The following is a 26443-nucleotide window of genomic DNA, read 5'->3' on the forward strand; positions in this document are numbered from 1 at the left end:
ATTCTTGCGGGCGTGCTGGACACGCCTTCGCTACGGCTGCTCTGCCACGAAGGCGAGGCGGAAGACCTGCTGGCGGAACTGGCGCATCACCATCTGGATCTCGTGCTGTCCAGCCAGCCCGCGCCGCACAACTCGAATCTGCGTCTATCCAGCGAGCGCCTGATCGCTTCGCCGATCGACTGGTACGGGCCGGCCGCCGTGGTGCGAAAAACGCATGTCGATCATTTTCCGCAATGCCTCGCGTCGCTGCCGGTGCTGCTGCCGACGGGGCACTCGTCGCTGCGTTCGCGCCTCGACCGCTGGTTCGAAGCGGAAGGCATCAGGCCACGCGTCGCGGGCGAGTTCGAGGACAGCGCGTTGATGGCGCTGTTCGCGTCGCGCGGCATGGGCGTGTTTCCGCTCGCGGCGTTCGGCGCCGAGCGCAACGATCCCATGCATCGCGGCTTGCGCTGGCTCGGCCGCTCGCCGGAAGTGAAGGAGGAAATACACGCAATCGTGTCGCGGCGCGGGCGGCATCATCCTTTGACGCAAAAGGTGTTGAGTGCGGCGCATGCGTGAGCGCGTTCGTGATCACGAAAAAGAAGGTTCGGTTTTTCCGAAGCTGCATTTCCGTTATTTCTGCTTTTTCCTCGACGCCTCCTCACCGTACTCTTGAACTGTACCCACGAAGGAGGTGTCTCATGCAAGTCCTGTTCAAGTCCCGCGACCGTGAAGCCGTCCGTCTGCGCAGCTTCGCGCGCCAACGCATCCGGTTCGTGTTTCGCCGCATGGACTGGCTGATTTCGAAGGCGACCGTCAGCATGTCGGACATCAACGGCCCGCGCGGCGGACTCGACAAACGCTGCCAGGTGCAGGTGCAGACGCCCAATGCGACGCCTGTCGTCGTGACGTCGATCGCAAGAGACTGGCGCGGCGCACTCGATCTCGCGCTGGCCCGCGCGGCGCGTTCGATCATCCGCAGGCAGCAGGCGCGCATCGCGACTCGGGGTCCCCGTGATTTTGATGCCGTTTACGGGCGATGAACAAGGTACGCGCGAATTCCTATGAAGCCAGATAGCAAACGTCTTGTGCTGAAATAGAAACATTACATAAACCTTTCGGTTATCCGGTGTCAAAGGAGAGTTGAGGGTTCTATGTCACCGCAGTCATTCAGCCAGTTTCCACAGGAGACTTGTGAATGAAAAGAATTTTGCTGTTCCTCGCCACCAACCTCGCGGTGGTGTTGGTGCTTTCGATAGTAATGAATGTGTTGGGCGTCGGCCGCTTCTTGACCGGGAGCGGGCTCGACTTCAATGCGCTGTTCGTGTTCTCGCTGGTGATCGGCTTCGCCGGTTCCATCATTTCGCTGCTTATCTCCAAACCGATGGCGAAATGGGCAACCGGGGCGCGTGTCATCGATCCGCCGCGCGATTCGACTGAGCAATGGCTGATCGACACTGTACGGGAGCTCGCGCAGCGTGCTCGCATTCGTATGCCGGAAGTCGCCATTTTTGAAGGCGCGCCGAACGCGTTCGCCACAGGGGCTTTCAAGAATTCAGCCCTGGTGGCTGTCTCCACCGGATTGCTGCAATCGATGAACAAGGAGGAAGTGGAGGCTGTCCTTGCCCATGAGATTTCGCACGTGAGCAACGGCGACATGGTCACCTTGACGCTCATTCAGGGCGTGGTGAATACCTTCGTGATTTTCTTGGCCCGTGTGGTCGGGTACTTCGTGGACAAGACCTTGTTTCGTACCGAACGCGGTGTCGGTCCCGGCTTCTACATTACCGTTATTGTTTGCGAGATTATTTTCGGCATTCTCGCTTCGGTGATCGTCGCGTACTTCTCGCGCCGGCGCGAGTTCCGCGCTGATGCGGGCTCTGCGCAACTGCTGGCGTCTCCGCGACCGATGATCAATGCGCTGGCCCGCCTGGGTGGACTTGCACCCGGCGAACTTCCGCAATCCTTCAAGGCATCCGGCATCACCGACAAGCCGGGGTGGCTCGGGCTCTTCTCCACGCACCCACCGATCGACAGGCGTATTGCTGTGCTGCAAAGCAGCGGGTAGTCAATAAAGCAGGGCTGCGCGCGGCATTCCAACATGCGACGTCGACGTTTAGACAGGGGGTGCTCAGGCGCGGGCCGGTATGGGGCTTCCTGTAACGACCACGTGCCACGGCGGGCGGAAGCACCGGCGCGCCCGCAAATTCTCAGCGTATCTAAAGGGAAGGCGTTCATGGACGAGAGCTATCAGATGTCCCTGGTCAAGCGCATCATCCTTGCATTTCTTCTTGGCGGGCTCGTAGTGCTGAGCTACGTAGTGCTGCACCTGTTCCTGGTGCCAGTGGCCTGGGCCACCATCTTTGCCTACGTGACCTGGCCCGCTTATCGCCGCTTGCGCTCGCTTATGCGCGGGAACGCCACCGGCAGCGCGATGCTGATGACGATCATTCTCTCGGTGGCGTTCATTCTGCCGTCAATCTGGCTGATCGTGCTGCTGCGTGACGAACTGACCGCGGCCTACCAGACCGTCGCCAGCTACCTCGCCAATGGGCCACACAAACTGCCGGAATTGATTGCGCGCGTCCCGTGGCTCGGGCTGTGGCTGCAGGATCTACTGAATCAAGTATCGGCCGATCCGATGGCTTTGCGCGCGCAAATCGCTGAGTGGGGCCGGCAGTGGACCGGGGAGGTCGGCCAGTTAGTCGGCGGCGTGGGTCGCAATGCGACGAAATTGGGTTTTGCCTTGCTGACGCTGTTTTTTATGTACCGGGACGGCGAAAGCGCGTTGGATCAAGTGCGCCACATACTACGGCGTTTTCTGGGCGATCGCCTGGACGCCTATCTCGCTTCTATCGGCGGAACGACCAAGGCGGTCGTCTACGGGCTCGTGTTGACGGCACTGGCGCAGGGCGCGCTTGCCGGCTTGGGTTACTGGGTTGCCGGGATGCAGGCGCCGGTGTTGCTGGCTGCGTTTACGGTGCTGATCGCGTTGATACCCTTTGGCACGCCGTTCGTATGGGGATCGATCGGTGTATGGCTCCTCGTCACAGGAAAAACGATAGCCGGGGTCGGTCTTTTACTCTGGGGCGCACTGGTCGTTAGCTGGGTGGACAACCTGATTCGTCCGCTCGTGATCAGCAGCGCTACCCGGATACCGTTTCTTCTGGTCGTGTTCGGTGTGCTGGGCGGGCTTGCGGCCTTTGGCCTGGTAGGACTGTTTGTAGGTCCCGTCATCCTGGCGGTCCTGATGGCAGTGTGGCGTGGGTGGCTGGAGGAACAGACAACCGTGGGCACTGGAACACAAGGCTAGCCCAACGCACTGCTGAAGTGATCAACTGCTGGCTGCAATCACTCACGGCTTGGGCAACGCGGCTAAAGCGAGATTTAGTCACGCTTATGTTCGCCAGTCGCGATCCGGCCACGCCGTTGCTTGCGAAATTTCTCGCATTGGCAACGGTGGCATATGCGTTCAGCCCTGTCGACCTTATTCCCGACTTCATATCCGTCCTCGGCATCTGACAGATCTGGTCGTCGTGCCGCTTGGAGTCTGGCTTTGCTTGCGTCTCATCCCGAAGGCTGTCTATCCAAGACAATCGCGGAAAGGCCGAAGGCTGGCTAACTGACAACCCGGTAAAGCCAAGAAGCATAGTCGGTCTCGCGACAATTTTGGCTATCTGGGCACTCGGCGCCTGGTTGCTGTGGCGTTGGCTTGCTCGCTGAACTGGTCGCACGCCTCGCACGTTGTGCGACAGCTGACGTAGCAATCGGTTGAATGTCCGGTCAAGCCAGTGCAACGGCCGGTCGAATGTCGCCACCACAAGTCAAACGAGTGTCCCTTGATGGCCGGAAAGAGCCCGCACGCGGTGATGGGTCAATATCGGCTGGCAGGGCCCCGGATATGGCAGCCAGGGGACTTGCAATGGTGATGGTCCTGCTATCACTATTGCGTGTACTGGGCTACAGATGCTTTTTGAGCTTCGGATAAGGACGGACGCCGTGAGTATTCTCTGCCGAGTCCAGATTGCCGTAACGATTTCCGGGGTTGTCACCGGATGCGTGTCGCAGCCGATTGGGCCGGCGGTAGCTGTGAAGCCGGGGCGCGACAAGCCATTCACCGTCTTTCTGCGGGACGATGCGCAGTGCAAACAGTATGCGAGAGAGCAGCTGGCGCGCGGCGTGGACACTCGCGCTCAGAGCGATGCCAACGTGTCACGGGCACAACTGAATGTGCAGCAAAGATACTATCTCGCGTACCTGGAATGCATGCGCGCGAAGGGAAATGAGGTGTCGGACGGTGCAGCGCCAACTACGCAGTCTGAATAGGCGATCTTCAATGTGTTGTACTTTCCCAGGTGCATCGGTTACGAGCCCATGCAATTTTCTGGGAAGACTTCCTTCAGCTTTTTGACAAGCGGCCTTGTTGCAAGGGAATTTCTTGACAAATCAATGCATTGCGACATATTTCAAGCCGCGCGATGCGAAGTGACACCTTTAATTCGGACTGGGGCGAATTGACGTTTTTATTTCGTTTGGACTGGAAATAAAATCCTCAACTCGCGCTGTCAGATCCATTGCAGCGGCTTGATTTGCATAAGGCGACTTGGTGGCCGAAATACAGCCATTGAGAGAAGAAGAGAATCTTTCTAGCCATGTCCCTGCGACCGTGTAACCTGGACCCAGTCAGGCCGGGCTGTCGAACGGACGATGCCGGCGACGGCGACCGGCTCAAGTCGACCCACAGCTGCCGGTGACGCGGTCGCGCATCCACGGGCAGCTAACAGAGTGGTCCGGTCGTCTACGTCGGAGTTCCGAGGACACCAGTTCGCCCGTTGTCGACATTAGGGCGAGCCGGGTTCTGCGTCAGCAATCTGGAAAAGCTAACGGTTGTGACATCCAGCTGGACGCGCTTCCTGCATCAGCAAACTCACACTCTCACAGACGGCTCCGCCGTCTTACCCGGCGTTTCAAGGGGCGCGCGTTGCCTGTGACCGTATTGCGATTTACGGCAGCCGGTATTGGGGCGCGGCAAGAAAGGGACTTTACGTGCGTTAAGACCGCGCCTAGAGCGGATCGAGCAGCGACTCGGTTCGTAGCATCCGATTCGTGGCCCGAAAGCGATGGTCAACATCACGTTTGTCCTGTCAAATCGCCCGCGAATGCGCCGTCTGTCATGATAGTGGAGCGATCGACCACGCTATAGCGCTGCTGTTTACGTGCGCGGCGAATGCCTCGAAGTTATACCGACAAGATCGGCACGATCTGCAGGCCGTGCTTGCCGATTTGTCTTTGCATCTCAATGCCGCACGACGATGACGCCAACGAACCTTGCAAAATGCTAACAGGTACGCTCTAATAGGGAGGCCTGCCGCATTCTTGATTACCCCCTGGTCACTGACTCGAGGTCATAGTCATGCTTTTCATCCCGAGTTCTCGCCTCGCCTTTTTCGGCATTCCTGCATTAGCTGGGGCGCGTACTGGCGGGCATCGAAAATCCGAGGCCTTGAAGCCCACACGGAACCGCGCTAGCCGCGCGGATAAGTCAGCACTTCCTTCTGCCCGGCTCTCCGCATAAACCAAAAGTCAGTAAAGCGAGAGCCGGGCTCACCATCTTTCTGTTGACCACCGACGGTACTCCATCACGACTTGCGTGATGGGCGTCCGCCCGCGTGCCGAACAAACTCGAGATCCGTTGCGCTGCCTGTTCGCAGGTCTTTAGCCGCGCGACCGAACAGCGGCGGAATCGGATCGTCTTCGAAGGATCGAGAAGCCATGAGAACGCAAACAAAACGTCTGAATGAGACGCCGACGGTCAGGCAGGAACGCTCCGTCACAATCAGTGGCCAGAATTTGGCCTCGCAGTGGAACGTTTCGCAAAGCAGGCGCATCGGCTCTGTGAGCTATCAGGCTGAACATCAGGGCTACCGTTTGACGGCGCGAGCAGAACCCGTGGAGAGTGCGTTGCACGCGGCCCATCTTGTGATCGAAGGGCCGGGCTGCCCGACACAGCGCTGCTTCCATGCGCTGGATTATTTCTACGACCCAGCGCAGGCCTTGCAGTACGCGATCCGATGGGGACGGATATGGGTCGACCACCGGCTTACGAAAGTCGCCCCACAGCGCGTCGTATCGGCAAGCCCGGCAAGCAGCGCCGAACTGCTTTTGAAAGAGGAGCGTACTAACCGGGCAGGTGATCATGAATGAATCGTCAGGCGAAAAAACACTCCGTTTTATTGCTCGGAAGGCAGGAAGTCCAACGGCGGCGCTTGTCTACTGGCTTGACGTGACGGAACCGTCTAGTGAGGCGAGCTTCACCGAGATAACCCGGCGCTTCGCTCCCCTGATGCAGGTCGTCTTTCCTGACGATCGACCCGGTGCGTTCGTCAACCGGAGCGCGTTGCTCGATATACAACATTTGGGAACCATCGATCGGCTCATTTTCCTGGACGGTTCGTGGCTCGACGTATGGAATGACCGCGATTGCGCGGATATCTGTAACCTGTTTTCCAGCCGGAGGCACACATGTTGTCTGCCAAAAACATTTCGATCACGGCCATAACCGGCCGCATGGAAGGCCAGCCGGTCGTGTCCGAATCCGACATGGAACGACTCCGGGAATGTGCGCACCTGCCGAGGGTGTCACCGACGCAGCGCGCCCTCCTGGACGCCATGGAAGCGACAGCCTTGTTTGTCGATTCCGCCGAGATACCACCGGACGTCGTCACGATGAATACAACGGTCGAATGTACGACCACCGACGGCACTGATACGCATGAATGGACGCTGGTTTACCCGCGCGAGGCCGACTATCAGCGTGGGCGACTGTCCGTTCTCTCGCCGACGGGCATCGCACTGTTGGGTGCGCGTTGCGGACAAGTCATCATGTGCCTTCCGCCGAGCGGCGTGCCGGTTCATTACGTCATCACGAAGATCCTCCTGCAACCGGAGAGTCGTCGCTTATCAGGCTGATGATATCGGGAGGAGGCACCGAAGAAACTGCATAGCGTCGCTAGCGAGCGCCCCTCAGTTGGCCCCGTGTCGCCCGTTCACTTCCGTTTGATTCGGTTGGTCAAGGGTCAAGGGGGCGCTAGCATGACTGTCCTCGAGCTGCTGTCATTTTTCTCGCTGACGTTAGCGGTGATGTGGATGCTGGGTGGTGGCATCACCGTCTTTACGGCGGTCAATCACAAGATTGTCTACTCAAAACGCCGAGATGCACCGAAGAATGAGTGTCCGGCATCACTCCTGTTGCCATCACGGCCCTGTGGCCGAAAGGATTCACTTATCCGCAGTTCCGCGTCGCTTTCATACGCCAAGGCGAACCGCCGCAGGAGGCCACGGGGAAGGCCGAGATGCTCGCGTTGAGCATCGCGGACCAGCCGTTCGAGTGTGCGCTATATGGTGCGGGCGAGCGGCAGAAGCTGGCCGAACTCTGCCCGACGAAAGACGGTCACAAAAAAGCCCTCCAACGGAGGGCTTACATATCACCTACAGTTTCCAAAGTCTTTTGCGCGGCACCTTGCCCGTTTTCCAAACTTTATTGCCGTTTCCAAACTTTATTGTCACGGAACAGGCAATCTCAAGCGAAGTTTTTCGCTGCGAAGTCCCAGTTGACGATGTTCCAGTACGCCTCGACGAACTTCGGACGCGCATTGCGATAGTCGATGTAATAAGCGTGCTCCCACACGTCGATCGTCAGCAGAGCCTTCGCCTCGGTGGTGAGCGGCGTGGCGGCGTTGCTCGTCGACACGAGGTCGAGCGAACCATCAGCCTTCTTCACGAGCCATGCCCAGCCCGAGCCGAACGTGCCGACCGCGGTCTTCGCAAACTCTTCCTTGAACTTGTCGAACGAACCCCACTTCGCGTTGATGGCGTCAGCCAGCGCGCCGGTCGGTGCGCCGCCACCTTGCGGCGACAGGCTGTTCCAGAAGAACGTGTGATTCCACACCTGAGCCGAATTGTTGAAGATACCGCCCGACGACTTCTTGACGATCTCTTCCAGCGACAGGTTCTCGAACTCGGTGCCCTTGATCAGATTGTTCAGGTTGGTCACATAGGTCTGGTGATGCTTGCCATAGTGAAACTCGAGCGTCTCTTCCGACATGTGCGGAGCGAGCGCGTTTTTCGCAAATGGCAGCGGCGGGAGCGTATGTTCCATGGTGCTTTCCTTCTCTGTATCTGTTGTGGGGAGTCTGCGGATGACGCTATCGAGCACTCGATTGTAGGCGAGTTGGAATAACCCCGCAAACCAACGGCCTTTATGTCCGGCATGTCGAACACGCCGTGCGCAAGGCCCTTGAGAAGGGCGCGCATGGCGCGTGCCCGGCTCGTCGGAAGACAGTAAACAGGCGTCACGCGCCCACCGGCGAAACGTCAGAAACCGTCGGTCAGACGCGCCTGCACGTCGGCGAGCGCGACATCGGCCGAGCCTTCGGCGAGATGCATCGTCAGACGACGTCCAGGTTTCAGCGACGACGGCGTGCGAATCGCCCGACCGCTTTGCGCATCGAGCACGGCCGCATAACCGCGCTCGAGCGTGCGCTGTGGACTCAGCACTTCGAGTCGCGCGCTGAGCATGTCGATGCGCGCGACCTGTCGTTCATGCCGGCGCGATAGCGCCGCATTCAGACGCTGCGCCAACACATTGACGCGCGTGCGCTCGGCCGCGAGATCCGGACGCCAGCGTTGCCAGCGCATCTGCAGCAGCGAAAATCGCGCACGAGCGTCGCGCACCGGCCGCGCGCCCGCCGACGCGAGCCGAACGCGCAACTGCTGCAGATGCGTGCGCTGCCGAGCGAGCCGCTCGGCGGGCGACACGAGCCGGCGCGCCAGCCAGTCGAGCTGCTGCGCGCGCCGCTCCATCATGCGGCCGAACGCGCGCGCGAGCGTCGCGTGCCGATGATCGAGTTCGCGCAGCAGCATGACGCGCTGTGGACTGACGAGTTCGGCGGCACCGGTCGGCGTCGGTGCACGTACGTCGGCGGCGAAATCGGCAATCGTGAAATCCGTCTCGTGACCGACGCCGCTCACCACGGGTATGACGCTTTCCGCAATCGCGCGCGCGAGCACTTCTTCGTTGAACGCCCACAGATCTTCGATCGAGCCGCCGCCGCGACACACGATCAGCACGTCGACCTCGCGGCGCGCGCCAGCCGCCTCGACCATCGCCGCGAGCTTCGCGCTGACGCCCGCGCCCTGCACCGGCGCCGGATAAACGATCACCGGAATATGCGGCGCGCGACGCGACAGCGTCGTCAGCACATCGCGCAATGCGGCCGCCTGCAACGACGTGACGATACCGATCGCGCGCGGATGCGTCGGCAGCGCGCGCTTGCGCTCGGCGGCGAACAGCCCCTCGGCCTCGAGTTGCGCCTTCAACCGCAGAAACGCTTCGTACAGACGCCCCTGGCCGGTGCGGCGCACCGCTTCGACATTTAGCTGCAGTTCGCCGCGCGGCTCGTACATCGTGACGAGGGCGCGCACTTCGATGCGATCGCCTTCGCGCGGCATGAATTCGGCGTACTGAGCTCGACCGCGGAACATCACGCAGCGCATCTGCGCCTGTGCGTCCTTGATCGAGAAGTACCAATGGCCGCTCGCGGCGCGCGTGAAGTTCGACACTTCACCCGCGACCCAAACGAGTGGAAACGAGCGTTCAAGCATCGTGCCGATCGCGCGATTGAGCGCGGAGACGGGAACGACGACCTCACCGCCAGGTGTGGCCGCAGAAGCAAAAGGATTTTCGGGGTTCATGCAAGGAATAAATAGCGCTGGCCGGACAGACGATAGACCGAGCGAAGAGCGGCGTCCAGCCGGAATCGCAGGATTGTTAAAAGTGTCCACATGGCGGGAACCGCCTGACGAATTCCGCCAGAACGCCCGCCAACGTCAATAAATTCCTGGCAGAGCCTTGATTTATATGGCGTTTGCATCTCGATAGCGAGCGAGTACTACGATCCAAAGCGCACGGAACGGCCCTTCGGGACGATCGGACGGCAGGTTCTCCACAAAGTTATCCACAGACTGTGAGCAACCGCACATAGCGTGGAGCGGCGTGCGTTGGACCTTACGCGACTTGCCGGGCGGGACGCCCGCGCGCTACAGTGCCGGGTTCGACGGTATGTCGATCGCGCAGCGCGGCGGAGAGCTTGCCGGCCCGAGGCCACTGGGCGCGGGCCCTTTCGCCGCGCCGCTCGCACCTCATTTTTCGACCCGTATTCGCATTCGATTGCCCGGAGAACCGCGTTGATGTTGACCCCGCGTAGTGCGCACGGCGCGCAGTCCGTGCTCGCAACCCGCCCATGAGCGAACTCAGCGACCGTCTCGGAGCGCGCCTCTCGCGCGAATGGCAGCAACGTGGACCGCTCGCCTGGGCGCTGACGCCGCTCGCCTGCGTGTTCGGCGCAGTCGCGGCCGCGCGCCGCGCCGCGTTTTCGCTTAGCTGGCTCAAATCGGTGCGCGTCGGCGTGCCGGTGGTGGTGGTCGGCAACGTGACGGTCGGGGGCACTGGCAAGACGCCGACCGTCATCGCGCTCGTCGAAGCGTTGCGCGCTGCGGGCTTAACGCCCGGCATCGTGTCGCGCGGCTACGGCGCGCGCGTGAGCACCCCGACCCAGGTCACGCCCGGTTCGTCGGCACGGGTCGGCGGAGACGAGCCGTTGCTGATCGCGCGCCGCACCGGCGCACCCGTGTGGGTCTGTCCGGACCGCGTCGCCGCCGCGCAGGCGCTGTGCGCCGCGCATCGCGACGTCGACGTGATCGTCAGCGACGACGGCTTGCAGCACTATCGCCTCGCGCGCGATGTCGAACTCGTCGTGTTCGATCACCGGCTCGGCGGCAACGGTTTCCTGCTACCGGCCGGGCCGCTGCGCGAGCCGCTGTCGCGCCGCCGCGACGCGACGCTGATCAACGATCCGTATGCGCGCACGCTGCCCGCGTGGCCGAACACGTTCGCACTGCAGCTCGCCCCTGCCGACGCGTGGCATCTCGACAATCCCGCACTGCGCCGCCCGCTTGCGCAATTCGCCGGTCAACGCGTGCTGGCCGCGGCCGGCATCGGCGCGCCGGAACGCTTTTTCGCGACAGTGCGCGCGGCCGGCCTCGCGCCCACGACGCGCGCGCTGCCCGACCACTACGCGTTCGAGCGCAATCCGTTCACCGACGTCGACGCCGACGCGATCCTGATTACGGAAAAGGATGCGGTAAAATTGGGGGCCTGGCACGACGCGCGCATCTGGGTAGTCCCGGTCGAAGCCGCGCTTGATCACCGCCTCACTGCATTAGTTGTGGAGAAAGTCCGTGGACGCTCGCCTGCTTGAAATCCTCGTCTGCCCGATCTGCAAGGGCCCGCTCAGCTACGACCGCGCCGCGCAGGAACTGATCTGCAACGCGGACAAGCTCGCCTATCCGATCCGCGACGGCATTCCCGTGATGCTCGTCGACGAAGCGAGGCAGACCGTCGAAGGCACGCCGGTCGATCTGAATCCAGGCTCGGTCGCCTGACCCGCCGGGTCGCGGCACCGAGGCGCCGCGACGTCTCGCGCGCGCGGTCAAGGCAGGCCTCATTGATGCCGCCGCCCCCTCCCCGCATGCGCTCCAATATCGATCCGCAGCCGTTTTCGCCGCTCCGGCTCATGTCCGACCCTGCGTGAGCGTCGCGCGCGCAGCCTCTTCCTCCGGCCTGATCGCCGTCCGTTCCTGATCCGATGATCCACACCACCCCTCATCCGTTTATCGCCGTCGTGCCGGCCCGCCTCGCGTCGACGCGTCTGCCCAACAAGCCGCTCGCGGACATCGGCGGCAAACCCATGGTCGTGCGCGTCGCGGAGCGCGCGCGCGAATCGGGCGCGCAACAGGTGCTGGTCGCGTCGGACGCGCAGGAAGTGCTCGACGCGGCGCGAGACCACGGCTTCGACGCGGTTCTCACGCGCGCCGACCATCCGTCGGGCACCGACCGTCTCGCGGAAGTGGCAACGCGTTTCGGCTGGAGCGACGACACGATCGTCGTCAACGTGCAGGGCGACGAGCCGCTGATCGACCCGGCGCTCGTGCGCGGCGTCGCCGCGCATCTGGCAACGACGAGCGACTGCGCGATCGCGACGGCCGCACATCCGATCACCGATCCCGCCGAAATTTTCAATCCGAACGTCGTCAAGGTCGTGCCCGATGCGCGCGGCGTCGCGCTGTATTTCTCGCGCGCGCCGATCCCGTGGGCGCGCGACGCATGGCAATCGCACTGGCCCAACGTCGCGTCGATGCCGACGCCGGCCGCGCCCGCCGTCGTATACCGGCACATCGGCCTGTACGCGTATCGCGCGAAATTTCTGCGCACGTACCCGAGCCTCGCGATCTCGCCGATCGAGCAGGTCGAAGCGCTCGAACAACTGCGCGCGATGTGGCATGGCGAGCGCATCGCGGTCCTCGTCACGCAAGACGTACCGTTGGCGGGGGTCGATACCCCCGCCGATCTCGCGCGCGTACGGGCCTTATTCGGGTCTTGAGCGCGGGAAGCCGTGGCATAATCGAACGGTTATGCGCGCCTCCCAGCGCAGGGGACACTCGGGTTATCCCGGCCGCGCCGTGCGGATCTTGCAGCGCCGTCGTATTCGACGTGCAGCGCGAGGTAGCCAACGGTAGCCGATGCGGAACCTGCGAGAATCGCCGGGAAGCATGCCGCGTCAACAAAGAATTCACATAGATCTGGAGATATCCATGCGTTTGATCCTGTTGGGTGCACCGGGTGCCGGCAAAGGCACTCAGGCCAACTTCATCAAGGAAAAGTTCGGCATCCCGCAAATTTCGACCGGCGACATGCTGCGCGCGGCCGTCAAGGCCGGCACGCCGCTCGGCCTCGAAGCAAAGCGCTTCATGGACGCCGGCGAGCTCGTCACGGATGAGCTGATCATCAACCTCGTGAAGGAACGTCTGCAGCAGCCGGACTGCGCGAACGGCTATCTGTTCGACGGCTTCCCGCGCACGATTCCGCAAGCCGAAGCAATGAAGCAGGCCGGTGTCGCGATCGACTACGTGCTCGAAATCGACGTGCCGTTCGACGAGATCATCGTGCGCATGAGCGGCCGTCGCTCGCACCCCGCGTCGGGCCGCACCTATCACGTGACGTTCAATCCGCCGAAGGTCGAGGGCATCGACGACATGACCGGCGAGCCGCTGATCCAGCGCGATGACGACAAGGAAGAAACGGTCAAGAAGCGTCTGGAAGTGTACGAATCGCAAACCAAGCCGCTGATCGAGTACTACAACGGCTGGGCGAAGAACGGCGATACGTCGAGCTCGGTGAAGGCGCCCCGATATCGCCGCATTTCGGGCCTCGGCAGCGTCGATGAAATTCGCGCCCGCGCGTTCGACGCGCTGAAGTAAGCCGGCTTGGTCCAAACATTACCGCTGTTTTCGTTTGACCAAAACCCGCCCACGTTGGGCGGGTTTTTTTATCTGGCTCGGTGCGCAAACCAAAAGCGGCAAGCGGTGGGAAACGCCCAGCGGAACCAGTTAGGTTTCCATAGCGCTTGCATGCCGCCGCCCGCTTCGCTTTCCGCAGCGCAGCACAGCCGCTACAATCGATCGTCGTCGAAAAATGCTTCGCTCGAGACCGCACTGAACAACCGTAGCAAAGGAGAAGACATGGAAATTCGTGACAACGTGTTCCTGATCACCGGCGGCGCATCAGGGCTCGGCGCTGCCACCGCGCGCCTGCTCGTCGAGAACGGCGGCAAGGTCGTCCTCGCCGACCTGAATCTGGACGCGGGCGAGGCGCTCGCAAAGGAACTCGGCGGCGCTTTCGTCAAATGCGACGTGACCCGGGAAGAGGACGCGCAACAGGCCGTCGAAGCCGCGACGAAGCTCGGTACGCTGCGCGGTCTCGTCAACTGCGCGGGCGTCGCGCCGGCCGCGAAGACCGTCGGCAAGGATGGCCCCCATTCGCTCGATCTGTTCACGCGCGCGATCTCGATCAATCTGATCGGCACGTTCAACATGATCCGGCTCGCCGCGGTGCAAATGTCGAAGAACGAGCCGAACGCCGACGGCGAGCGCGGCGTGATCATCAACACCGCATCGGTCGCCGCGTTCGACGGCCAGATCGGCCAGGCGGCCTACTCCGCGTCGAAGGCTGGCGTGGTCGGTATGACGCTGCCGATCGCGCGAGACCTGTCGCGCAACGCGATCCGCGTGATGACGATCGCCCCCGGCCTCTTCGAAACGCCGATGCTGCTCGGCATGCCGCAGGAAGTGCAGGACGCGCTCGGTGCGATGGTGCCGTTCCCGCCGCGCCTCGGCAAACCGGCCGAATACGCGATGCTCGCCAAGCAGATCTTCGACAATCCGATGCTGAACGGCGAGGTGATCCGGCTGGACGGCGCGATCCGCATGCAGCCGAAGTGAGGATCGCTTAGCGATCGATCGGGTCGCCGATGCTTGGCCAAGGCCTGCATACGGCGATAGAAAAACGCCTGTGCATGTGCGACATGTGCAGGCGTTTGTGTTTTATGCAGCGTGAAAACGCGCGTCGCTATTCGCCGCCATCATGCCGCGTGCGCTGCCGCAATTCATGCAACTGCGACTCGACCACGGTGGCATCTTCCGCATCGGGGCGATCGCCGAGATAGCTTTCGAGGTCCTCGAGCGCGGGCCGTAGATAATCGAGCCGCGCATACGCGAAACCGCGATCCCGCACTTCCTCGATATTGTCCGGCAGCAGAATGACGAGCCGTTGCTGCACTGCGAGCAGACGTTGCCAACGCTCGGTCTGCAGATAGATCGCCTTCAGGTTGCGCAACATCCGCGCGACGATCTCGCGATGCGTGGCCGGTTGCAGCAGCATGCGTAGCGCGCGCCCGACCGAATCGCCAGCCGACGCAACGTACGGCTCGAGCATCTCGACCATCTGCGCTTCGGACAGCGAATGACCGGTGGTCGGATCGAGCATCACGTCGCCGTCGGGCATCGTCACGCGCAGCAGGAAGTGGCCTGGAAACGACACCCCACGCACCGGAACGCCGAATTGCTCGGCCATCTCCAGATAGAGCACCGCGAGCGAAATCGGAATGCCGCGGCGACGTTTGAGTACGACGTTCAGATGGCTGTTGTCGGGGTCGTAGTAATCGTTCAGGTTGCTCGCGAAACCGAGTTCGCGGAAAAAGAAACGGTTGAGAATGCCAACCTTCTGACGGATGTCGGCATCGTCGGGCATGCGGCGTCGCAGCCGCAGCACCAGCTCGTCGATCTCGGCGAGCACCGACTGCAGATCGAGGTCGGGATAGGCATCCTGCGCGATCGAGAGCGCCGTCTCGGTCAGCGGCAAACTCTCGTCTTCGGCGACGAGCGTACTGAAATAATCGAGAACCCGCGACATGGTGATCACTTCACTCGCCTTCTGAAATACGCGTACTTGAAGCCCATCAGCCAAAGCATACCGAAATACAGCGCGGCGAACAGCACGAGACACGCACCGAGCAACACCATGCGGCTGACCGGCTGGGTATGCATGCCGATCCAGTCGAAGCTGATCGCGAGCCAGCGCATCACGCCGGCGAGCACGAGGCACGCCCCGAGCAACTGCACGAAAAACTTGAGCCAGCCGCTCGACGGCATATAAATGCCACGTTTGCGCAGACCAATGAATAGCAGCAACGCATTGACGCAAGCGCCGAGCCCGACGCTCAGCGTGAGACCCGCATGCGCGAACACCGGCACGAACGCGTAGTTGCTCAACTGCGTGACGACCAGCACGCCGATGCCGATCTTCACTGGCGTCTTGATGTCCTGCTTCGCGTAAAAGCCCGGCGCGAGGATCTTGATCAGGATCAGGCCGATCAGGCCGACTCCGTAGGCGGCGAGCGCGCGGCTCACCATCACGACCGCATTGCCGTCGAACTTGCCGTAGTTGAACAGCACCGCTGTCAGCGGCTGGGCGAAAAAGAACAGCGCGATCGCGCTCGGCGCGGCGAGCAGGAACGTGACGCGCAGTCCCCAGTCGAGCAGCGACGAATACTCATGCGAGTCGGCATCGACGTGCGCTTTCGACAGGCTCGGCAGCAGGATCGTGCCCAGCGCGACGCCGAGCAGCGCGGTCGGAAACTCCATCAGCCGGTCGGCGTAGTTGATCCACGACACCGCGCCGGGGCCGATGTGCGACGCGATGTTGGTGTTGATGATCAGGCTGATCTGCGCGACCGACACCGCGAACATCGCCGGCACCATCTTCGCGAGCACCCGCTTTACGCCGCGATGCGCGAGCGCGCGCAGCGGGTTCAGGCCGATGAGCGGCACCATGTCGATCTTCTTGAGGCCCGGCAGTTGCACGACGAATTGCAGCACGCCGCCGACGATCACTGCCCAGGCGAGCGCATAGACCGGCGTTTGCAGGCGCGGCGCGAGGAATACGGCGGAGACGATGAACGCGACGTTCAACAGCACGGGCGCGAACGCGGGCAACGAAAAGTTCTTGTACGTATTCAGCACGCCCGACGCCAGCGACGTCAGCGAGATGAAAATGATGTATGGGAACATGATGCGCGTCATCGCGACCGCAAGCTGGTACGCGTGGCCCTCGTGCGCGAGGCCCGACGCGACGACGAACACGACGCCCGACGCGCCGACCACGCCGATCACTGACAGCACGGCGAGCGCCCACGCGAGCACGGTCGAGGTCGCGTCGACGAGCGCCTTGGTGGCGTCGTGGCCTTGCTGGTTCTTGAACTCCGCGAGGATCGGCACGAAGGCCTGCGAGAACGCGCCTTCGGCGGAAATGCGACGCAGCAGGTTCGGAATGCGAAAGGCGACGTAGAAAGCGTCGGTGTATTGACTGGCGCCGAACGCACGGGCGATCAACGTTTCACGGGCCAGTCCGGTCACGCGCGACAGCAGCGTGAAGCCGCTGACCGTCAGCAGGGCTCGTAATAGATTCATGGGGCGCTTATTATACGGGTCCCGCCAATGCGGGCGACGAGCCAGAACGCGATTCGGACCGATTTGCCACGCGGACGTTCGCCGCGATCGACCGGAAAGCGCGATTTTTTCTGTTTTCTGCGGTCTTCCCGGCAGCGCCCCCGCCTTCCATCGGTGCCCTCGCAGGAGGGCCAGCACATACGCGCCGACATGACGCCGCTCCGGTCATCGTGGCGCCGGCGCGTGTTTTCCGTTGTCACGTGCCTGATTTTGTTGCTATAATCGTCGGTTTCGAAGCTTGCTCAGTTTTCGAATGGTCTTCGGACGCGGTTCTCAGGTTGGCGCAGCGCCGTCTGTCAATACATCCGGATGCCTTGAAACACGGGCCCGCCTTCGCGTAGTTCGATCGATTTTTTCGACACTTTTGCGCCCTTGGGCAATCGCTTCCAAGGGTTCGGATCGAGAAGCAGCACCTCGCCTCATCATTGAAGGCTGGGTACTGGAAACAGGAACAGGATAAGGAACCGTCATGGCTAACTCCGCACAAGCACGCAAGCGCGCCCGCCAGGCCGCGAAGGCAAACTCGCACAACTCGGCACTGCGCTCGAAGTTCCGCACGGCTATCAAGGCTGTCCGCAAGGCAATCGACGCAGGCGATCACGCTAAGGCCGCCGAAATCTTCAAGGCATCGTCGAAGACCATCGACATCATCGCCGACAAGAACATCGTTCACAAGAACAAGGCAGCTCGCAACAAGAGCCGCCTCGCTGCAGCCGTCAAGGGTCTGCAAGCGCCCGCAGCGCAGTAATTCCGGTCGGCCCGCTTCGGCGGGCTACCTCCTGTTTCCGCTGCACAAGAAGCCCGCTTTGGCGGGCTTTTTTGTTTTGGTTCAATTGCCAGCCACAAAAAAACCCGCTGCTTGCGGGTTTTTGTTTTTTTGCTTTTGCCGATCCGGTCGACTTACATCAGATGACGTGCCGTTTGGCTTGCGGCGCAGGCGCATGCTCGAGTTCCAGTTCACACGCCTCGGTGACCAGCAGGTCGTTGTCTTTCGCGAAGTTCATAACGAAATCGAAGGCCATTGGTTCGATGTCGCGCAGCCGCGAATCGAGAATCACGCATTTGAGGTCGCCGATCATGGTCGGCCGCACGTACAGCGAGTACTGCATATAGGCGTTCGGCCCCTTCCTCACGCCGGGCCCGAACGACGACATGACGCCCGCGAGCCGCTCCGACCAGTCGCTCGGCCGAAATTTTTTTCCGGTCGACGTAATGCCCTGAATGAAATATTCGATTGGAGCTGCTTCGGCCATGTAGAAATACCTGTGTGACTGCCCAGCGGAATGACGACCAACCGGCGACGCCAGTTGTACGCTCGAACTCACCGCAAGCGGCATGTACGGCAAGCGCTTGCAGCCACCTGCGACGTGCGTGGGATCTGGCGCTAACGCAACAATGACGAACCGCACCACGAGAACCGCTGCGGCGAACCGGCTGAACCGCTCTGGCGTCTGTCATGACGGCCACGCCTTGACAGGCTTTCCGCGCCGCGCGAGCCGCGTTTCTTCATGCGAAACGCCGGCCTGCTGGGCTTTGGGATAACCGGCAGATTATAGCGCAGCGGGCCCTTTTCCGCAGCGCACACAAGCGCCTTCCGATGACCCCGCGAAGCCCGATACGACGCTTTCGAATCGCTTGCGGCGCCTTCCCGCCGACTCGTCAAACGAGGCGAAATCCTTTATGCTGCATGGAGTTACCACCACACCGACGGCGGCGCAGTCCGGCAACCCTGCCGGGTGAGACCGCCGTATTTGTTTCATGACCGCCAAGAAAATTCGCCACTACCTGCAGTTCAAGGACTTCTCGCTGGAAGACTACGAGTACGTGCTGGAGCGCGCGCGCATCCTGAAACGCAAATTCAAGAACTACGAGACCTATCACCCGCTGCATGACCGCACGCTGGCGATGATCTTCGAAAAGAATTCGACACGCACGCGCCTGTCGTTCGAAGCCGGCATCTTCCAGCTGGGCGGCCACGCCGTGTTCATGAGCACGCGCGACACGCAGCTCGGCCGCGGCGAGCCGATCGAAGACGCCGCGCAGGTCATCTCGCGCATGGTCGACATCATCATGATCCGCACGTTCGGCCAGGACATCATCCAGCGCTTCGCCGAGAATTCGCGCGTGCCGGTGATCAACGGGCTCACGAACGAATACCACCCGTGTCAGGTGCTCGCAGACATCTTCACGTACTTCGAGCATCGCGGTCCAATTCGCGACAAGACGGTCGCGTGGGTCGGCGACGCGAATAACATGCTGTACACGTGGATCGAAGCCGCGCAGATTCTCGGGTTCAGGCTGCGCCTGTCCACGCCGCCCGGCTACAAGCTCGACCGCGCGCTCGTCGCGGCGGAAAGCGCGTCGTTCTACGAGGAATTCGACGACCCGAACGAAGCCTGCACGGGCGCCGATCTCGTCACCACCGACGTGTGGACCAGCATGGGCTTCGAGGCCGAGAACGAAGCGCGCAAGAAGGCCTTCGCAGACTGGTGCGTCGACGCCGACATGATGGCGCGCGCGAATCCCGACGCGCTCTTCATGCACTGCCTGCCCGCGCATCGCGGCGAAGAAGTCAGCGCGGAAGTGATCGACGGACCGCAGAGCGTCGTGTGGGATGAGGCGGAAAACCGTCTGCACGTGCAGAAGGCGTTGATGGAATACCTGCTGCTCGGCAAGCTCAATCACTGAGCGAGCCGCTGGTCCATACACGCGCCGGAACCGCGGGCACAAAAAAGGCGCCGGGAGGAAACTCCCGGCGCCTTTTGCATTCGTCGGCGGCGACGCTCCGCGGGGCAACTCAGCGCGAAAAGAGAGAACTGCCGCTCACAGGCAAACTGGCTCCGCCTCCAGTTCCACGCCAAATCGCTCGAACACGTCGTGCTGGATCGCCCGTGCCAGCGCCAACACTTCCGTGCCGCTAGCGCCACCGCGATTCACCAGCACCAGCGCCTGTCGCTCATGCACGGCCGCCGCGCCCATCGCGCGGCCCTTCCAGCCGCATCGGTCGATCAGCCAGCCGGCCGCCAGCTTCACCCGCCCATCCGCTTGCACATACGACACGACTTCCGGCTCGCGACGCTTCAGCGCCTCGAACTGGGCGGCATCGATTACCGGATTCTTGAAGAAGCTCCCCGCGTTGCCCAGTTCGAGCGGATCGGGCAGCTTCGCACGCCGCACGGCGACGACCGCATCGAAAATGGCTTGCGCGGTCGGCTGCGCGGCCGCACCCTCGGCTTGGCCAGCTCTCGCCGCATGACCGCGCGCCGCCAGCTCGCGCGCGAGATCCGCGTAGCCCGCGCGCGGCTGCCACGCCTTCGGCAAACGGAACGTCACCGACGCAATCACGAAGCGCTCGCGCCCTTCCCGCTTGAAAAGGCTGTCGCGATAGCCGAACCGGCACGCATCGCCGTCGAGTTCGACGGCCTCGCCGGTCGCGAGCTCGATCGCCCGCAGCGACGCGAAGCGTTCGCACATTTCGAGCCCGTACGCGCCGATGTTCTGGATTGGCGCCGCGCCGACCGTGCCAGGTATCAGCGCGAGATTCTCGAGGCCGGGCATGCCCTGCGCCAACGTCCACGCGACGAACTCGTGCCACGGCTCGCCGCCAGCCGCCTCGACATACCACGCATCCTGATCCTCGCGCACCACGCGGCGCCCGCGCAGCGCCACCAGCAGTACGAGCCCGGCGAAGTCGCCGGTCAGCATGACGTTGCTGCCACCGCCCAGCACGAGGCGCGGCAGGCCCTCGACGCGCGGATCGCGCACCGCGGCGAGCAACTGTTCCTCACGCTCGATCAGGCACGCGAACTGCGCGCGTACGTCGAAGCCGAACGTGTTGTGGGCCTTCAGCGGATAGCCGGCCATGAGGGACGCGACGGCGGGAGCGGCAAGAGCGGATTGGGACATCGGAATGGCAACAGGGCAACGACGGGAAGCGACAGGAAACGACAAAAACAACCAACGACGCGCCTGACGACACGAGCGGCGCCGCCCGACGCGGGATCGCCCGCCGTCGCGACGCCGCGCGGCGGCCTTGGGCAAAAGAGAGCGGCGTCGGTAAAATGACGTCCGGTCCGTGATTATAGCGAGTGCCTCGCGCTCAGCCGACCGGCTGTGTCGCGCACTGCCGCACTATTGGGAGAAAGCAATGCCATCGTTTGACGTCGTCTGCGAAGCGAACATGATCGAAGTCAAGAACGCGATCGAGCAGTCCAACAAGGAAATTTCGACGCGTTTCGACTTCAAGGGGTCCGACGCGCGCGTCGAACACAAGGAAAACGAAATCACCGCGTACGCCGACGACGACTTCAAGCTCGGCCAGGTGAAGGACGTGCTGCTGTCGAAAATGGCCAAGCGCAACGTCGACGTGCGCTTCCTCGACTACGGCAAGATCGAGAAGATCGGCGGCGACAAGGTCAAGCAGGTCATCAAGATCAAGAAGGGCGTCTCGGGCGATCTGTCGAAGAAAATCGTGCGTCTGGTGAAGGACAGCAAGATCAAGGTGCAGGCGAGCATTCAGGGTGATGCGGTGCGCATCACCGGTGCGAAGCGCGATGATCTGCAAAGCGTGATCGCGATGCTGCGCAAGGACGTGACCGACACGCCGCTCGACTTCAACAACTTCCGCGACTAAGCGGCACGACGCGCCTGGCTTGCAACGAGCCTCACGCGGACCCGGAAGCGCTTCGCATCGGGCCATCGGGCCGGGCGAAGCGCTCAGCCCACTTCAAAGATCGTTGCCCGCCGCCGGACCGGCTGCCTTCTTTTTGTCGCCGATACGGCTCTCCTGCCCCCGCATCAGCTTCGCAATATTGCCGCGATGCCGCCACACGAGCAGCAGGCTCATCACCAGAACCGCGAGCGCGACGATGCGCGGCCCGAACAGAAACACGTAGAACAGCGGCGCGAACAGCGCCGAGCACAGCGCCGCGAGCGACGAGTAGCGCGTAAAGAACGCGACGATCAGCCAGGTTAGCAAGGTCGCGACGCCGAGCGTCGGGTTGATCGCGAGCAGCACGCCCGCGGCGGTCGCGACGCCTTTGCCGCCCTTGAAGCGGAAGAAAATCGGATACAGGTGACCGAGAAACACCGCAAGCGACGCAATCGCGATCGCGCGCTCGTCGAGCCCGTAACGCGCGCCGAAATGCACGACCAGCCATACCGGCAACCAGCCCTTGAAGGCGTCGCCGATCAGCGTCAGAATCGCGGCCTTCTTGCTGCCGCTGCGCAGCACGTTGGTGGCGCCCGGGTTGCCCGAGCCGTACGAGCGCGGGTCGTCGAGACCCATCACGGCGCTCACGATCACGGCAAACGACAACGAACCGATCAGATAGGCAATGACAGCGACGATCAGGTTTTGCATCTGGGACTCTTATAAGGATCGCGGTCTGACATTCGATACCCCAACCGCAACAGGGCATGCCCGTCGAATCAGGGCGGCGCACATTTTACCGAACGCGTCCGCGCGAAAAACATTCAGGCAAACGTCAACCCGCTCATCGGCGTCAGTCCACGCTCGCGCATTGCACCGGCTTTGCCGCGAGCAGATCGGTGAGCACCTTCGGCTCGATGCTGACGAGAAAGCCGCGCCGCCCGCCGTTCAACCAGATTTTGTCCATCTCGAGAATGGTCGACTCGACATACACCGGCATCTGCTTGCGCGTGCCGAACGGCGACGTGCCGCCGATCAGATAACCCGAATGCCGGTTCGCGACCTCGGGCTTGCACGGCTCGACGCGCTTCGCGCCGATCTGCCGCGCGAGGTTCTTGGTGCTGACGGTGCGATCGCCGTGCATCAGCACGATCAGCGGCTTCGCGTGCTCGTCTTCCATCACCAGCGTCTTCACGACGTGATGCTCGTCGACGCCGAGCTGGCACGACGATTCCGCGGTGCCGCCATGCTCGACGTAGTCGTAAGGATGCTCGCCGAACGTGACGCCGTGACGGCGCAGCAGCTGCGTGGCGGGTGTTTCCGACACATGTCTGGATTTGCTCATCGGCGCATTGTAATGGCGAGTTTGCACAACGGCTATTTGCCGGATGGCCAATTGTGCGGGTTCGACACTTGTGGCACGATCGTTCGAAAATATGCCGGCGCGTTGCGAGATACTGCGCGCAGGGCCACGAATTGGTAAAGAGGAGACAGTGTTGAAGCAGGCTTCATCCATCCGTTCCACGATCGATATCCCCGCGCTGCTCGCCGCCCTGCCCGCGCGCATCGGCGACATTCCGGCGCTCGCCGCCGCACGCGATCCGCGGCATGTCGCGCTGATCGAAGATGCGCGCCGCCTGACCAACGCGCAACTGCGCGAGGCCGTCGATGCGGCCGCCGCGCTGCTGCGCGACTGGGGCGTGCGCGGCGGCGATCGCGTGATGATCGTCGCGGAGAACAGCATCGCGCAAATCGTGCTGCTGTTCGCGACCGCGAAGCTCGAGGCGTGGGCGCTCGTGTCGAACGCCCGACTGTCGGCCGCCGAACTCGAATCGATCCGCGCGCATGCGCAACCGCGCGTTATCGCGTATGCGCTCGAAAGCTCGCCCGACGCGCGCCAGCATGCTGAGCGGCATCGAGCGACGCACGCACCCACGCTGTCGCCGGACATCGGCGCATGGTCGTATGCGGTGGACAGCAGCGTGCAAGCCGAAGCCGACGAAGCCGCCAGCGACCGCCAATGCGCGGCGCTGATCTACACGACCGGCACCACCGGCACGCCGAAAGGCGTGATGCTGTCGCATCGCAATCTGCTGTACATCGCGGCCGTGTCGAGCCGGCTGCGCCAGGTCGAGCCCGACGACGTCGTCTATGCGGTGCTGCCGATCTCGCATGTGTACGGCTTCGCGTCGGTGTGCCTCGGCAGCCTGCATGCGGGCGCGACGTTGCGGCTCGCGCCGCGCTTCGTGCCGGAAGCGGTGCGCCTCGCCCTCGCCACCGAGCACGTCTCGATCTTCCAGGGCGTGCCGGCGATGCACGCGAAGCTGCTCGAACATCTGCACACGCACGGCCACGCATGGTCCGCGCCGCGACTGCGCTTCGCGTACTCGGGCGGCTCGCCGCTCGACGCCGCGCTGAAGGCGCAGGTCGAAGCCGTGTACGGTCTGCCGCTGCACAACGGCTACGGCATGACCGAAAGCAGCCCGACCGTGTCGCAGACGATGGTCGACGCACCGCGCGCCGATTGCTCGGTCGGCGAAGTCATTCCGGGCGTCGAAGTGAAGTTCGTCGGGCTCGACGGCGCCGACGCCGCGCCGGGCGAGATCGGCGAGCTATGGGTGCGCGGGCCGAACGTGATGCTCGGCTATTACCGCAACCCCGAGCAGACCCGCGCGACCGTCACCGAGGATGGCTGGCTGAAGACCGGCGACCTCGCGCGGCAGGCCGCGGACGGCGCGTTGCATATCGTCGGGCGCAGCAAGGAGCTGATCATCCGCTCGGGCTTCAACGTGTATCCGGCCGAGGTCGAGCACGTGCTGAACGCGCATCCGCAGGTCGTGCAGTCGGCGGTGATCGGACGCGCGGTCGAGGGCAACGAGGAGGTGATCGCGTTCGTCGAACTGGTTTCCGGCGCGACGGTCACGCCCGCGGAGTTGATCGCGTGGTGCGGCGAGCGGCTCGCGCCGTATAAGCGGCCAGCCGAGCTGAAGGTGCTCGCGGCGCTGCCGGCCGCATCGACCGGCAAGATTCTCAAGCACCGGTTACGCGAGGTCGTGTGAAGCGCGCGGGCACCCGCGCGCTTCACGTCGTGCTCACCCGCGCGGATGATGCTGCGCATGCAGCGATTTCAGCCGCTCTCGCGCGACGTGCGTGTAGATCTGCGTCGTCGAAATATCGGTGTGACCGAGCAGCAATTGCACGACGCGCAGATCCGCGCCGTGATTGAGCAGATGAGTCGCGAACGCGTGCCGCAGCGTGTGCGGCGACAACGGCGCATGGACGCCCGCGGCCTGCGCGTGTCGCTTGATGATGTTCCAGAACTGCTGGCGCGTCATGCCGTCCGCGCGTGTCGTCACGAATAGCGCATCGGCCGCGCGCGGGCCGAGGAGCGCCGGGCGCGCCTCGCGCAGATAGCGCTCGATCCACGCGTGCGCCTCTTCGCCGAACGGAACCAGCCGCTCCTTCGAGCCCTTGCCAGTGACGCGCACGACGCCTTCGTTGAGTCCCACCTCGACGGTTTTCAGTGTGACCAGTTCGGTCACGCGCAAGCCGCTCGCGTACATCAACTCGAGCATCGTGCGATCGCGCAAGCCGAGCGGCGTGTCGATGTCGGGTGCGCCGAGCAACGCTTCGACCTGGACCTCGCTCAACGTCGACGGAAATCGCGGCGGCTGCTTCGCCGAGCGGATGCGCAAGGTCGGATCGGCGGCCGCGCGATGCTCGCGCACCGCCCACGCGTAATAGCGGCGAAACACCGACAGCCGGCGGTTCGCCGAGGTCGCCTTGTCCTTTTGCCGCGCCGCGCTGTAGGCGCTCAGGTCGGCTTCGCTCGCGGTGTCGAGCGAAGCATTGCGCGTGTGCGCGAGCCATTCGCAGAAGAGCCGCAAGTCGCGGCGATACGCGTCGAGCGTGTTGCGCGACAGGCCATGCTCGAGCCACAGCGCGTCGCAGAAGGCGTCGATCGATGCGGAGCTGGTCAGCAGCAGCGGTGATGCGGCGGCTGTGTCTTCGACGTGTACAGCGGTATTGGTGGTGCTCGTGCTCATACGTACGGCACACCTTCATGCGCGAGCAACCAGCGCTTCACGTTGCGGAAGAAGCCGTCGCCGCCATCGTGCGCGAAGCCGCCGATGCCGCTCGAACTCACCACGCGGTGACACGGAATCACGATCGGAAAGAAATTGGCGCCGCACGCCTGGCCGACCGCGCGCGGCACGCTGCCGAGCTGCTTCGCGAGTTGTCCGTAAGTCAGCACGACGCCGGGCGGGATGTCGCTGATCGCCTGCCACACGCGCCGCTGGAACGCGGTGCCGCACTCGGCGAGCGGCAGCTCGAATTTCGCTGACGCGTGCTCGAAATAACGCTCGATCTGTTCGGCCACCTCGCGTGCGAGCGGCGTGTCGGGCGCGACGTTGGGCGTCGAGTCGGGCAGATAGACGATCTCGCGCACGGCTTCGCCTTCGAGCCGGATGCCGATCTTGCCGAACGGCGCATCGATCACTGCGTTGAACATGACTGCCTGCTCCTCTAGGGTCTGTTTACATATGGAACGCACGTGCGTTGCCGCGAGAAGGGCCGCTCGCAAGGATTGCGACGCCGCGAATACTCGACGTATTCGCAAGGAGCATGACGCAGCGAGCGGCCCTTCTCGCGGCAACCCCAGTTCTGAATTTCATTCTAGGGGAATGCCCGCTATCGGCCGCATGGCGGCGTCGCGCGTCGCTCACGTGGCGCGGCCACGCAGCGCTCCTTGCTCCTTGCCCTGCGCCCCGAAGGAAGTCCCCTTGGGGGACGGCCGATAGCGGGCATCCGCACGTGCGTTCCATATGTAAACAGACCCTAGCGTGCCAG

The 26443-nt window shown here is 62.9% G+C and carries 27 protein-coding genes; 17 read left to right on the plus strand and 10 right to left on the minus strand.

The window, feature by feature from the left end; translation table 11 throughout:
* From F6X40_RS20165 to F6X40_RS20195, 8 genes are all read left to right on the plus strand, one after another.
* Positions 1–558 (plus strand): LysR substrate-binding domain-containing protein (locus F6X40_RS20165; protein WP_262421489.1); only part of this gene is annotated, 558 nt, incomplete at its 5' end.
* Between the two features lie 122 nt (positions 559–680).
* Entirely contained in the window at positions 681–1022 is a 342-nt protein-coding gene (locus F6X40_RS20170) for an HPF/RaiA family ribosome-associated protein (RefSeq protein ID WP_187628978.1), read from the plus strand.
* A gap of 155 nt (positions 1023–1177) precedes the next feature.
* The gene (gene htpX, locus F6X40_RS20175) at positions 1178–2047 is read left to right on the plus strand and encodes a protease HtpX (RefSeq protein ID WP_184074564.1); all 870 of its coding nucleotides are present in this window, start codon (positions 1178–1180) and stop codon (positions 2045–2047) included.
* A 168-nt stretch (positions 2048–2215) separates the two neighbouring features.
* The gene (locus F6X40_RS20180) at positions 2216–3292 is read left to right on the plus strand and encodes an AI-2E family transporter (RefSeq protein ID WP_187628979.1); all 1077 of its coding nucleotides are present in this window, start codon (positions 2216–2218) and stop codon (positions 3290–3292) included.
* An 86-nt stretch (positions 3293–3378) separates the two neighbouring features.
* Complete coding sequence (locus F6X40_RS43245) at positions 3379–3501, plus strand: YkvA family protein (RefSeq protein ID WP_316251821.1); 123 nt, start codon at positions 3379–3381, stop codon at positions 3499–3501.
* Between the two features lie 477 nt (positions 3502–3978).
* Complete coding sequence (locus tag F6X40_RS41875; protein ID WP_187615560.1) at positions 3979–4305, plus strand: hypothetical protein; 327 nt, start codon at positions 3979–3981, stop codon at positions 4303–4305.
* Positions 4306–5751: 1446 nt separating this feature from the next.
* A complete protein-coding gene (locus F6X40_RS42385) occupies positions 5752–6183 on the plus strand; it encodes a hypothetical protein (protein WP_262421490.1) in 432 nt (143 codons plus the stop codon).
* Between the two features lie 318 nt (positions 6184–6501).
* Positions 6502–6948, plus strand: coding sequence for a GreA/GreB family elongation factor (locus tag F6X40_RS20195; RefSeq protein ID WP_262421491.1), 447 nt, complete (start codon positions 6502–6504; stop codon positions 6946–6948).
* A gap of 610 nt (positions 6949–7558) precedes the next feature.
* On the opposite strand, the gene sodB is transcribed toward F6X40_RS20195, so the two are convergent.
* The gene (sodB, locus tag F6X40_RS20200) at positions 7559–8137 is read right to left on the minus strand and encodes a superoxide dismutase [Fe] (protein WP_184074462.1); all 579 of its coding nucleotides are present in this window, start codon (positions 8135–8137) and stop codon (positions 7559–7561) included.
* 215 nt (positions 8138–8352) lie between these two features.
* Complete coding sequence (xseA, locus tag F6X40_RS20205; protein ID WP_090801614.1) at positions 8353–9732, minus strand: exodeoxyribonuclease VII large subunit; 1380 nt, start codon at positions 9730–9732, stop codon at positions 8353–8355.
* Positions 9733–10280: 548 nt separating this feature from the next.
* On the opposite strand from xseA, the gene lpxK reads away from it, so the two are divergent.
* From lpxK to F6X40_RS20230, 5 genes are all read left to right on the plus strand, one after another.
* Entirely contained in the window at positions 10281–11297 is a 1017-nt protein-coding gene (gene lpxK, locus F6X40_RS20210) for a tetraacyldisaccharide 4'-kinase (RefSeq protein WP_184023072.1), read from the plus strand.
* Positions 11278–11481, plus strand: coding sequence for a Trm112 family protein (locus F6X40_RS20215; protein WP_007180583.1), 204 nt, complete (start codon positions 11278–11280; stop codon positions 11479–11481). Before lpxK ends, F6X40_RS20215 begins: the two co-directional genes overlap by 20 nt.
* Positions 11482–11684: 203 nt before the next feature.
* Positions 11685–12479: a 3-deoxy-manno-octulosonate cytidylyltransferase gene (gene kdsB / locus F6X40_RS20220; protein ID WP_187628980.1), complete on the plus strand. Its 795-nt coding sequence runs from the start codon at positions 11685–11687 to the stop codon at positions 12477–12479.
* Between the two features lie 211 nt (positions 12480–12690).
* Complete coding sequence (gene adk / locus F6X40_RS20225) at positions 12691–13356, plus strand: adenylate kinase (protein WP_187628981.1); 666 nt, start codon at positions 12691–12693, stop codon at positions 13354–13356.
* 261 nt (positions 13357–13617) lie between these two features.
* Positions 13618–14376 carry a 3-hydroxyacyl-CoA dehydrogenase gene (locus F6X40_RS20230; protein ID WP_187628982.1) on the plus strand — a complete coding sequence of 253 codons (759 nt, stop codon included), beginning with the start codon at positions 13618–13620 and terminating at the stop codon, positions 14374–14376.
* A gap of 127 nt (positions 14377–14503) precedes the next feature.
* Here the strand turns inward: F6X40_RS20230 and F6X40_RS20235 are convergent, their stop codons facing one another.
* Positions 14504–15346, minus strand: a complete 843-nt coding sequence (locus tag F6X40_RS20235; RefSeq protein ID WP_184023308.1) for a SirB1 family protein — start codon at positions 15344–15346, stop codon at positions 14504–14506.
* A 5-nt stretch (positions 15347–15351) separates the two neighbouring features.
* Positions 15352–16902: a murein biosynthesis integral membrane protein MurJ gene (murJ, locus tag F6X40_RS20240; RefSeq protein ID WP_187628983.1), complete on the minus strand. Its 1551-nt coding sequence runs from the start codon at positions 16900–16902 to the stop codon at positions 15352–15354.
* Positions 16903–17410: 508 nt separating this feature from the next.
* On the opposite strand from murJ, the gene rpsT reads away from it, so the two are divergent.
* Positions 17411–17689 carry a 30S ribosomal protein S20 gene (gene rpsT / locus F6X40_RS20245; protein WP_027198671.1) on the plus strand — a complete coding sequence of 93 codons (279 nt, stop codon included), beginning with the start codon at positions 17411–17413 and terminating at the stop codon, positions 17687–17689.
* 157 nt (positions 17690–17846) lie between these two features.
* Here rpsT and F6X40_RS20250 read toward each other — a convergent pair whose 3' ends face one another.
* Positions 17847–18194, minus strand: coding sequence for a DUF3579 domain-containing protein (locus tag F6X40_RS20250; protein WP_008923011.1), 348 nt, complete (start codon positions 18192–18194; stop codon positions 17847–17849).
* A gap of 505 nt (positions 18195–18699) precedes the next feature.
* On the opposite strand from F6X40_RS20250, the gene argF reads away from it, so the two are divergent.
* On the plus strand, positions 18700–19629 hold the full coding sequence (argF, locus tag F6X40_RS20255) for an ornithine carbamoyltransferase (RefSeq protein ID WP_018421631.1): 930 nt from the start codon (positions 18700–18702) through the stop codon (positions 19627–19629).
* Between the two features lie 135 nt (positions 19630–19764).
* Here argF and murB read toward each other — a convergent pair whose 3' ends face one another.
* Positions 19765–20847 (minus strand): UDP-N-acetylmuramate dehydrogenase, encoded by a 1083-nt coding sequence (gene murB / locus F6X40_RS20260; protein WP_262421492.1) that lies wholly within the window; start codon positions 20845–20847, stop codon positions 19765–19767.
* Between the two features lie 241 nt (positions 20848–21088).
* Here murB and F6X40_RS20265 point away from each other — a divergent pair, with 241 nt between their 5' ends.
* A complete protein-coding gene (locus F6X40_RS20265; protein WP_018421633.1) occupies positions 21089–21574 on the plus strand; it encodes a YajQ family cyclic di-GMP-binding protein in 486 nt (161 codons plus the stop codon).
* 93 nt (positions 21575–21667) lie between these two features.
* Here F6X40_RS20265 and plsY read toward each other — a convergent pair whose 3' ends face one another.
* Both plsY and ybaK read right to left on the minus strand, forming a co-directional pair.
* Positions 21668–22303: a glycerol-3-phosphate 1-O-acyltransferase PlsY gene (plsY, locus tag F6X40_RS20270; RefSeq protein ID WP_187628985.1), complete on the minus strand. Its 636-nt coding sequence runs from the start codon at positions 22301–22303 to the stop codon at positions 21668–21670.
* A gap of 142 nt (positions 22304–22445) precedes the next feature.
* Complete coding sequence (ybaK, locus tag F6X40_RS20275; RefSeq protein ID WP_090801630.1) at positions 22446–22937, minus strand: Cys-tRNA(Pro) deacylase; 492 nt, start codon at positions 22935–22937, stop codon at positions 22446–22448.
* A gap of 151 nt (positions 22938–23088) precedes the next feature.
* On the opposite strand from ybaK, the gene F6X40_RS20280 reads away from it, so the two are divergent.
* On the plus strand, positions 23089–24651 hold the full coding sequence (locus F6X40_RS20280; protein WP_187628986.1) for a class I adenylate-forming enzyme family protein: 1563 nt from the start codon (positions 23089–23091) through the stop codon (positions 24649–24651).
* 33 nt (positions 24652–24684) lie between these two features.
* Here F6X40_RS20280 and xerD read toward each other — a convergent pair whose 3' ends face one another.
* Positions 24685–25638 carry a site-specific tyrosine recombinase XerD gene (xerD, locus tag F6X40_RS20285; RefSeq protein ID WP_187628987.1) on the minus strand — a complete coding sequence of 318 codons (954 nt, stop codon included), beginning with the start codon at positions 25636–25638 and terminating at the stop codon, positions 24685–24687.
* Positions 25635–26105 (minus strand): methylated-DNA--[protein]-cysteine S-methyltransferase, encoded by a 471-nt coding sequence (locus tag F6X40_RS20290; protein WP_090801634.1) that lies wholly within the window; start codon positions 26103–26105, stop codon positions 25635–25637. Before F6X40_RS20290 ends, xerD begins: the two co-directional genes overlap by 4 nt.
* Between the last annotated feature and the right edge of the window lie 338 nt (positions 26106–26443).

This window comes from Paraburkholderia sp. UCT31 (genome assembly GCF_014397655.1).
Taxonomy (GTDB): domain Bacteria; phylum Pseudomonadota; class Gammaproteobacteria; order Burkholderiales; family Burkholderiaceae; genus Paraburkholderia; species Paraburkholderia tuberum.

Excerpts from the sequence above, each read along its gene's own strand:
- F6X40_RS43245 (WP_316251821.1), top strand. The coding sequence starts at position 3,379 with ATGTTCGCCAGTCGCGATCCGGCCACGCCGTTGCTTGCGAAATTTCTC.
- murB (WP_262421492.1), bottom strand. The coding sequence starts at position 20,847 with ATGTCCCAATCCGCTCTTGCCGCTCCCGCCGTCGCGTCCCTCATGGCC.
- sodB (WP_184074462.1), bottom strand. The coding sequence starts at position 8,137 with ATGGAACATACGCTCCCGCCGCTGCCATTTGCGAAAAACGCGCTCGCT.
- argF (WP_018421631.1), top strand. The coding sequence starts at position 18,700 with ATGACCGCCAAGAAAATTCGCCACTACCTGCAGTTCAAGGACTTCTCG.
- rpsT (WP_027198671.1), top strand. The coding sequence starts at position 17,411 with ATGGCTAACTCCGCACAAGCACGCAAGCGCGCCCGCCAGGCCGCGAAG.
- F6X40_RS42385 (WP_262421490.1), top strand. The coding sequence starts at position 5,752 with ATGAGAACGCAAACAAAACGTCTGAATGAGACGCCGACGGTCAGGCAG.
- F6X40_RS20180 (WP_187628979.1), top strand. The coding sequence starts at position 2,216 with ATGGACGAGAGCTATCAGATGTCCCTGGTCAAGCGCATCATCCTTGCA.
- kdsB (WP_187628980.1), top strand. The coding sequence starts at position 11,685 with ATGATCCACACCACCCCTCATCCGTTTATCGCCGTCGTGCCGGCCCGC.
- F6X40_RS20230 (WP_187628982.1), top strand. The coding sequence starts at position 13,618 with ATGGAAATTCGTGACAACGTGTTCCTGATCACCGGCGGCGCATCAGGG.
- F6X40_RS20235 (WP_184023308.1), bottom strand. The coding sequence starts at position 15,346 with ATGTCGCGGGTTCTCGATTATTTCAGTACGCTCGTCGCCGAAGACGAG.
- xerD (WP_187628987.1), bottom strand. The coding sequence starts at position 25,638 with ATGAGCACGAGCACCACCAATACCGCTGTACACGTCGAAGACACAGCC.
- F6X40_RS20195 (WP_262421491.1), top strand. The coding sequence starts at position 6,502 with ATGTTGTCTGCCAAAAACATTTCGATCACGGCCATAACCGGCCGCATG.
- htpX (WP_184074564.1), top strand. The coding sequence starts at position 1,178 with ATGAAAAGAATTTTGCTGTTCCTCGCCACCAACCTCGCGGTGGTGTTG.
- F6X40_RS20265 (WP_018421633.1), top strand. The coding sequence starts at position 21,089 with ATGCCATCGTTTGACGTCGTCTGCGAAGCGAACATGATCGAAGTCAAG.
- xseA (WP_090801614.1), bottom strand. The coding sequence starts at position 9,732 with ATGAACCCCGAAAATCCTTTTGCTTCTGCGGCCACACCTGGCGGTGAG.
- F6X40_RS20290 (WP_090801634.1), bottom strand. The coding sequence starts at position 26,105 with ATGTTCAACGCAGTGATCGATGCGCCGTTCGGCAAGATCGGCATCCGG.
- F6X40_RS20170 (WP_187628978.1), top strand. The coding sequence starts at position 681 with ATGCAAGTCCTGTTCAAGTCCCGCGACCGTGAAGCCGTCCGTCTGCGC.
- murJ (WP_187628983.1), bottom strand. The coding sequence starts at position 16,902 with ATGAATCTATTACGAGCCCTGCTGACGGTCAGCGGCTTCACGCTGCTG.
- ybaK (WP_090801630.1), bottom strand. The coding sequence starts at position 22,937 with ATGAGCAAATCCAGACATGTGTCGGAAACACCCGCCACGCAGCTGCTG.
- F6X40_RS20250 (WP_008923011.1), bottom strand. The coding sequence starts at position 18,194 with ATGGCCGAAGCAGCTCCAATCGAATATTTCATTCAGGGCATTACGTCG.
- plsY (WP_187628985.1), bottom strand. The coding sequence starts at position 22,303 with ATGCAAAACCTGATCGTCGCTGTCATTGCCTATCTGATCGGTTCGTTG.
- adk (WP_187628981.1), top strand. The coding sequence starts at position 12,691 with ATGCGTTTGATCCTGTTGGGTGCACCGGGTGCCGGCAAAGGCACTCAG.
- lpxK (WP_184023072.1), top strand. The coding sequence starts at position 10,281 with ATGAGCGAACTCAGCGACCGTCTCGGAGCGCGCCTCTCGCGCGAATGG.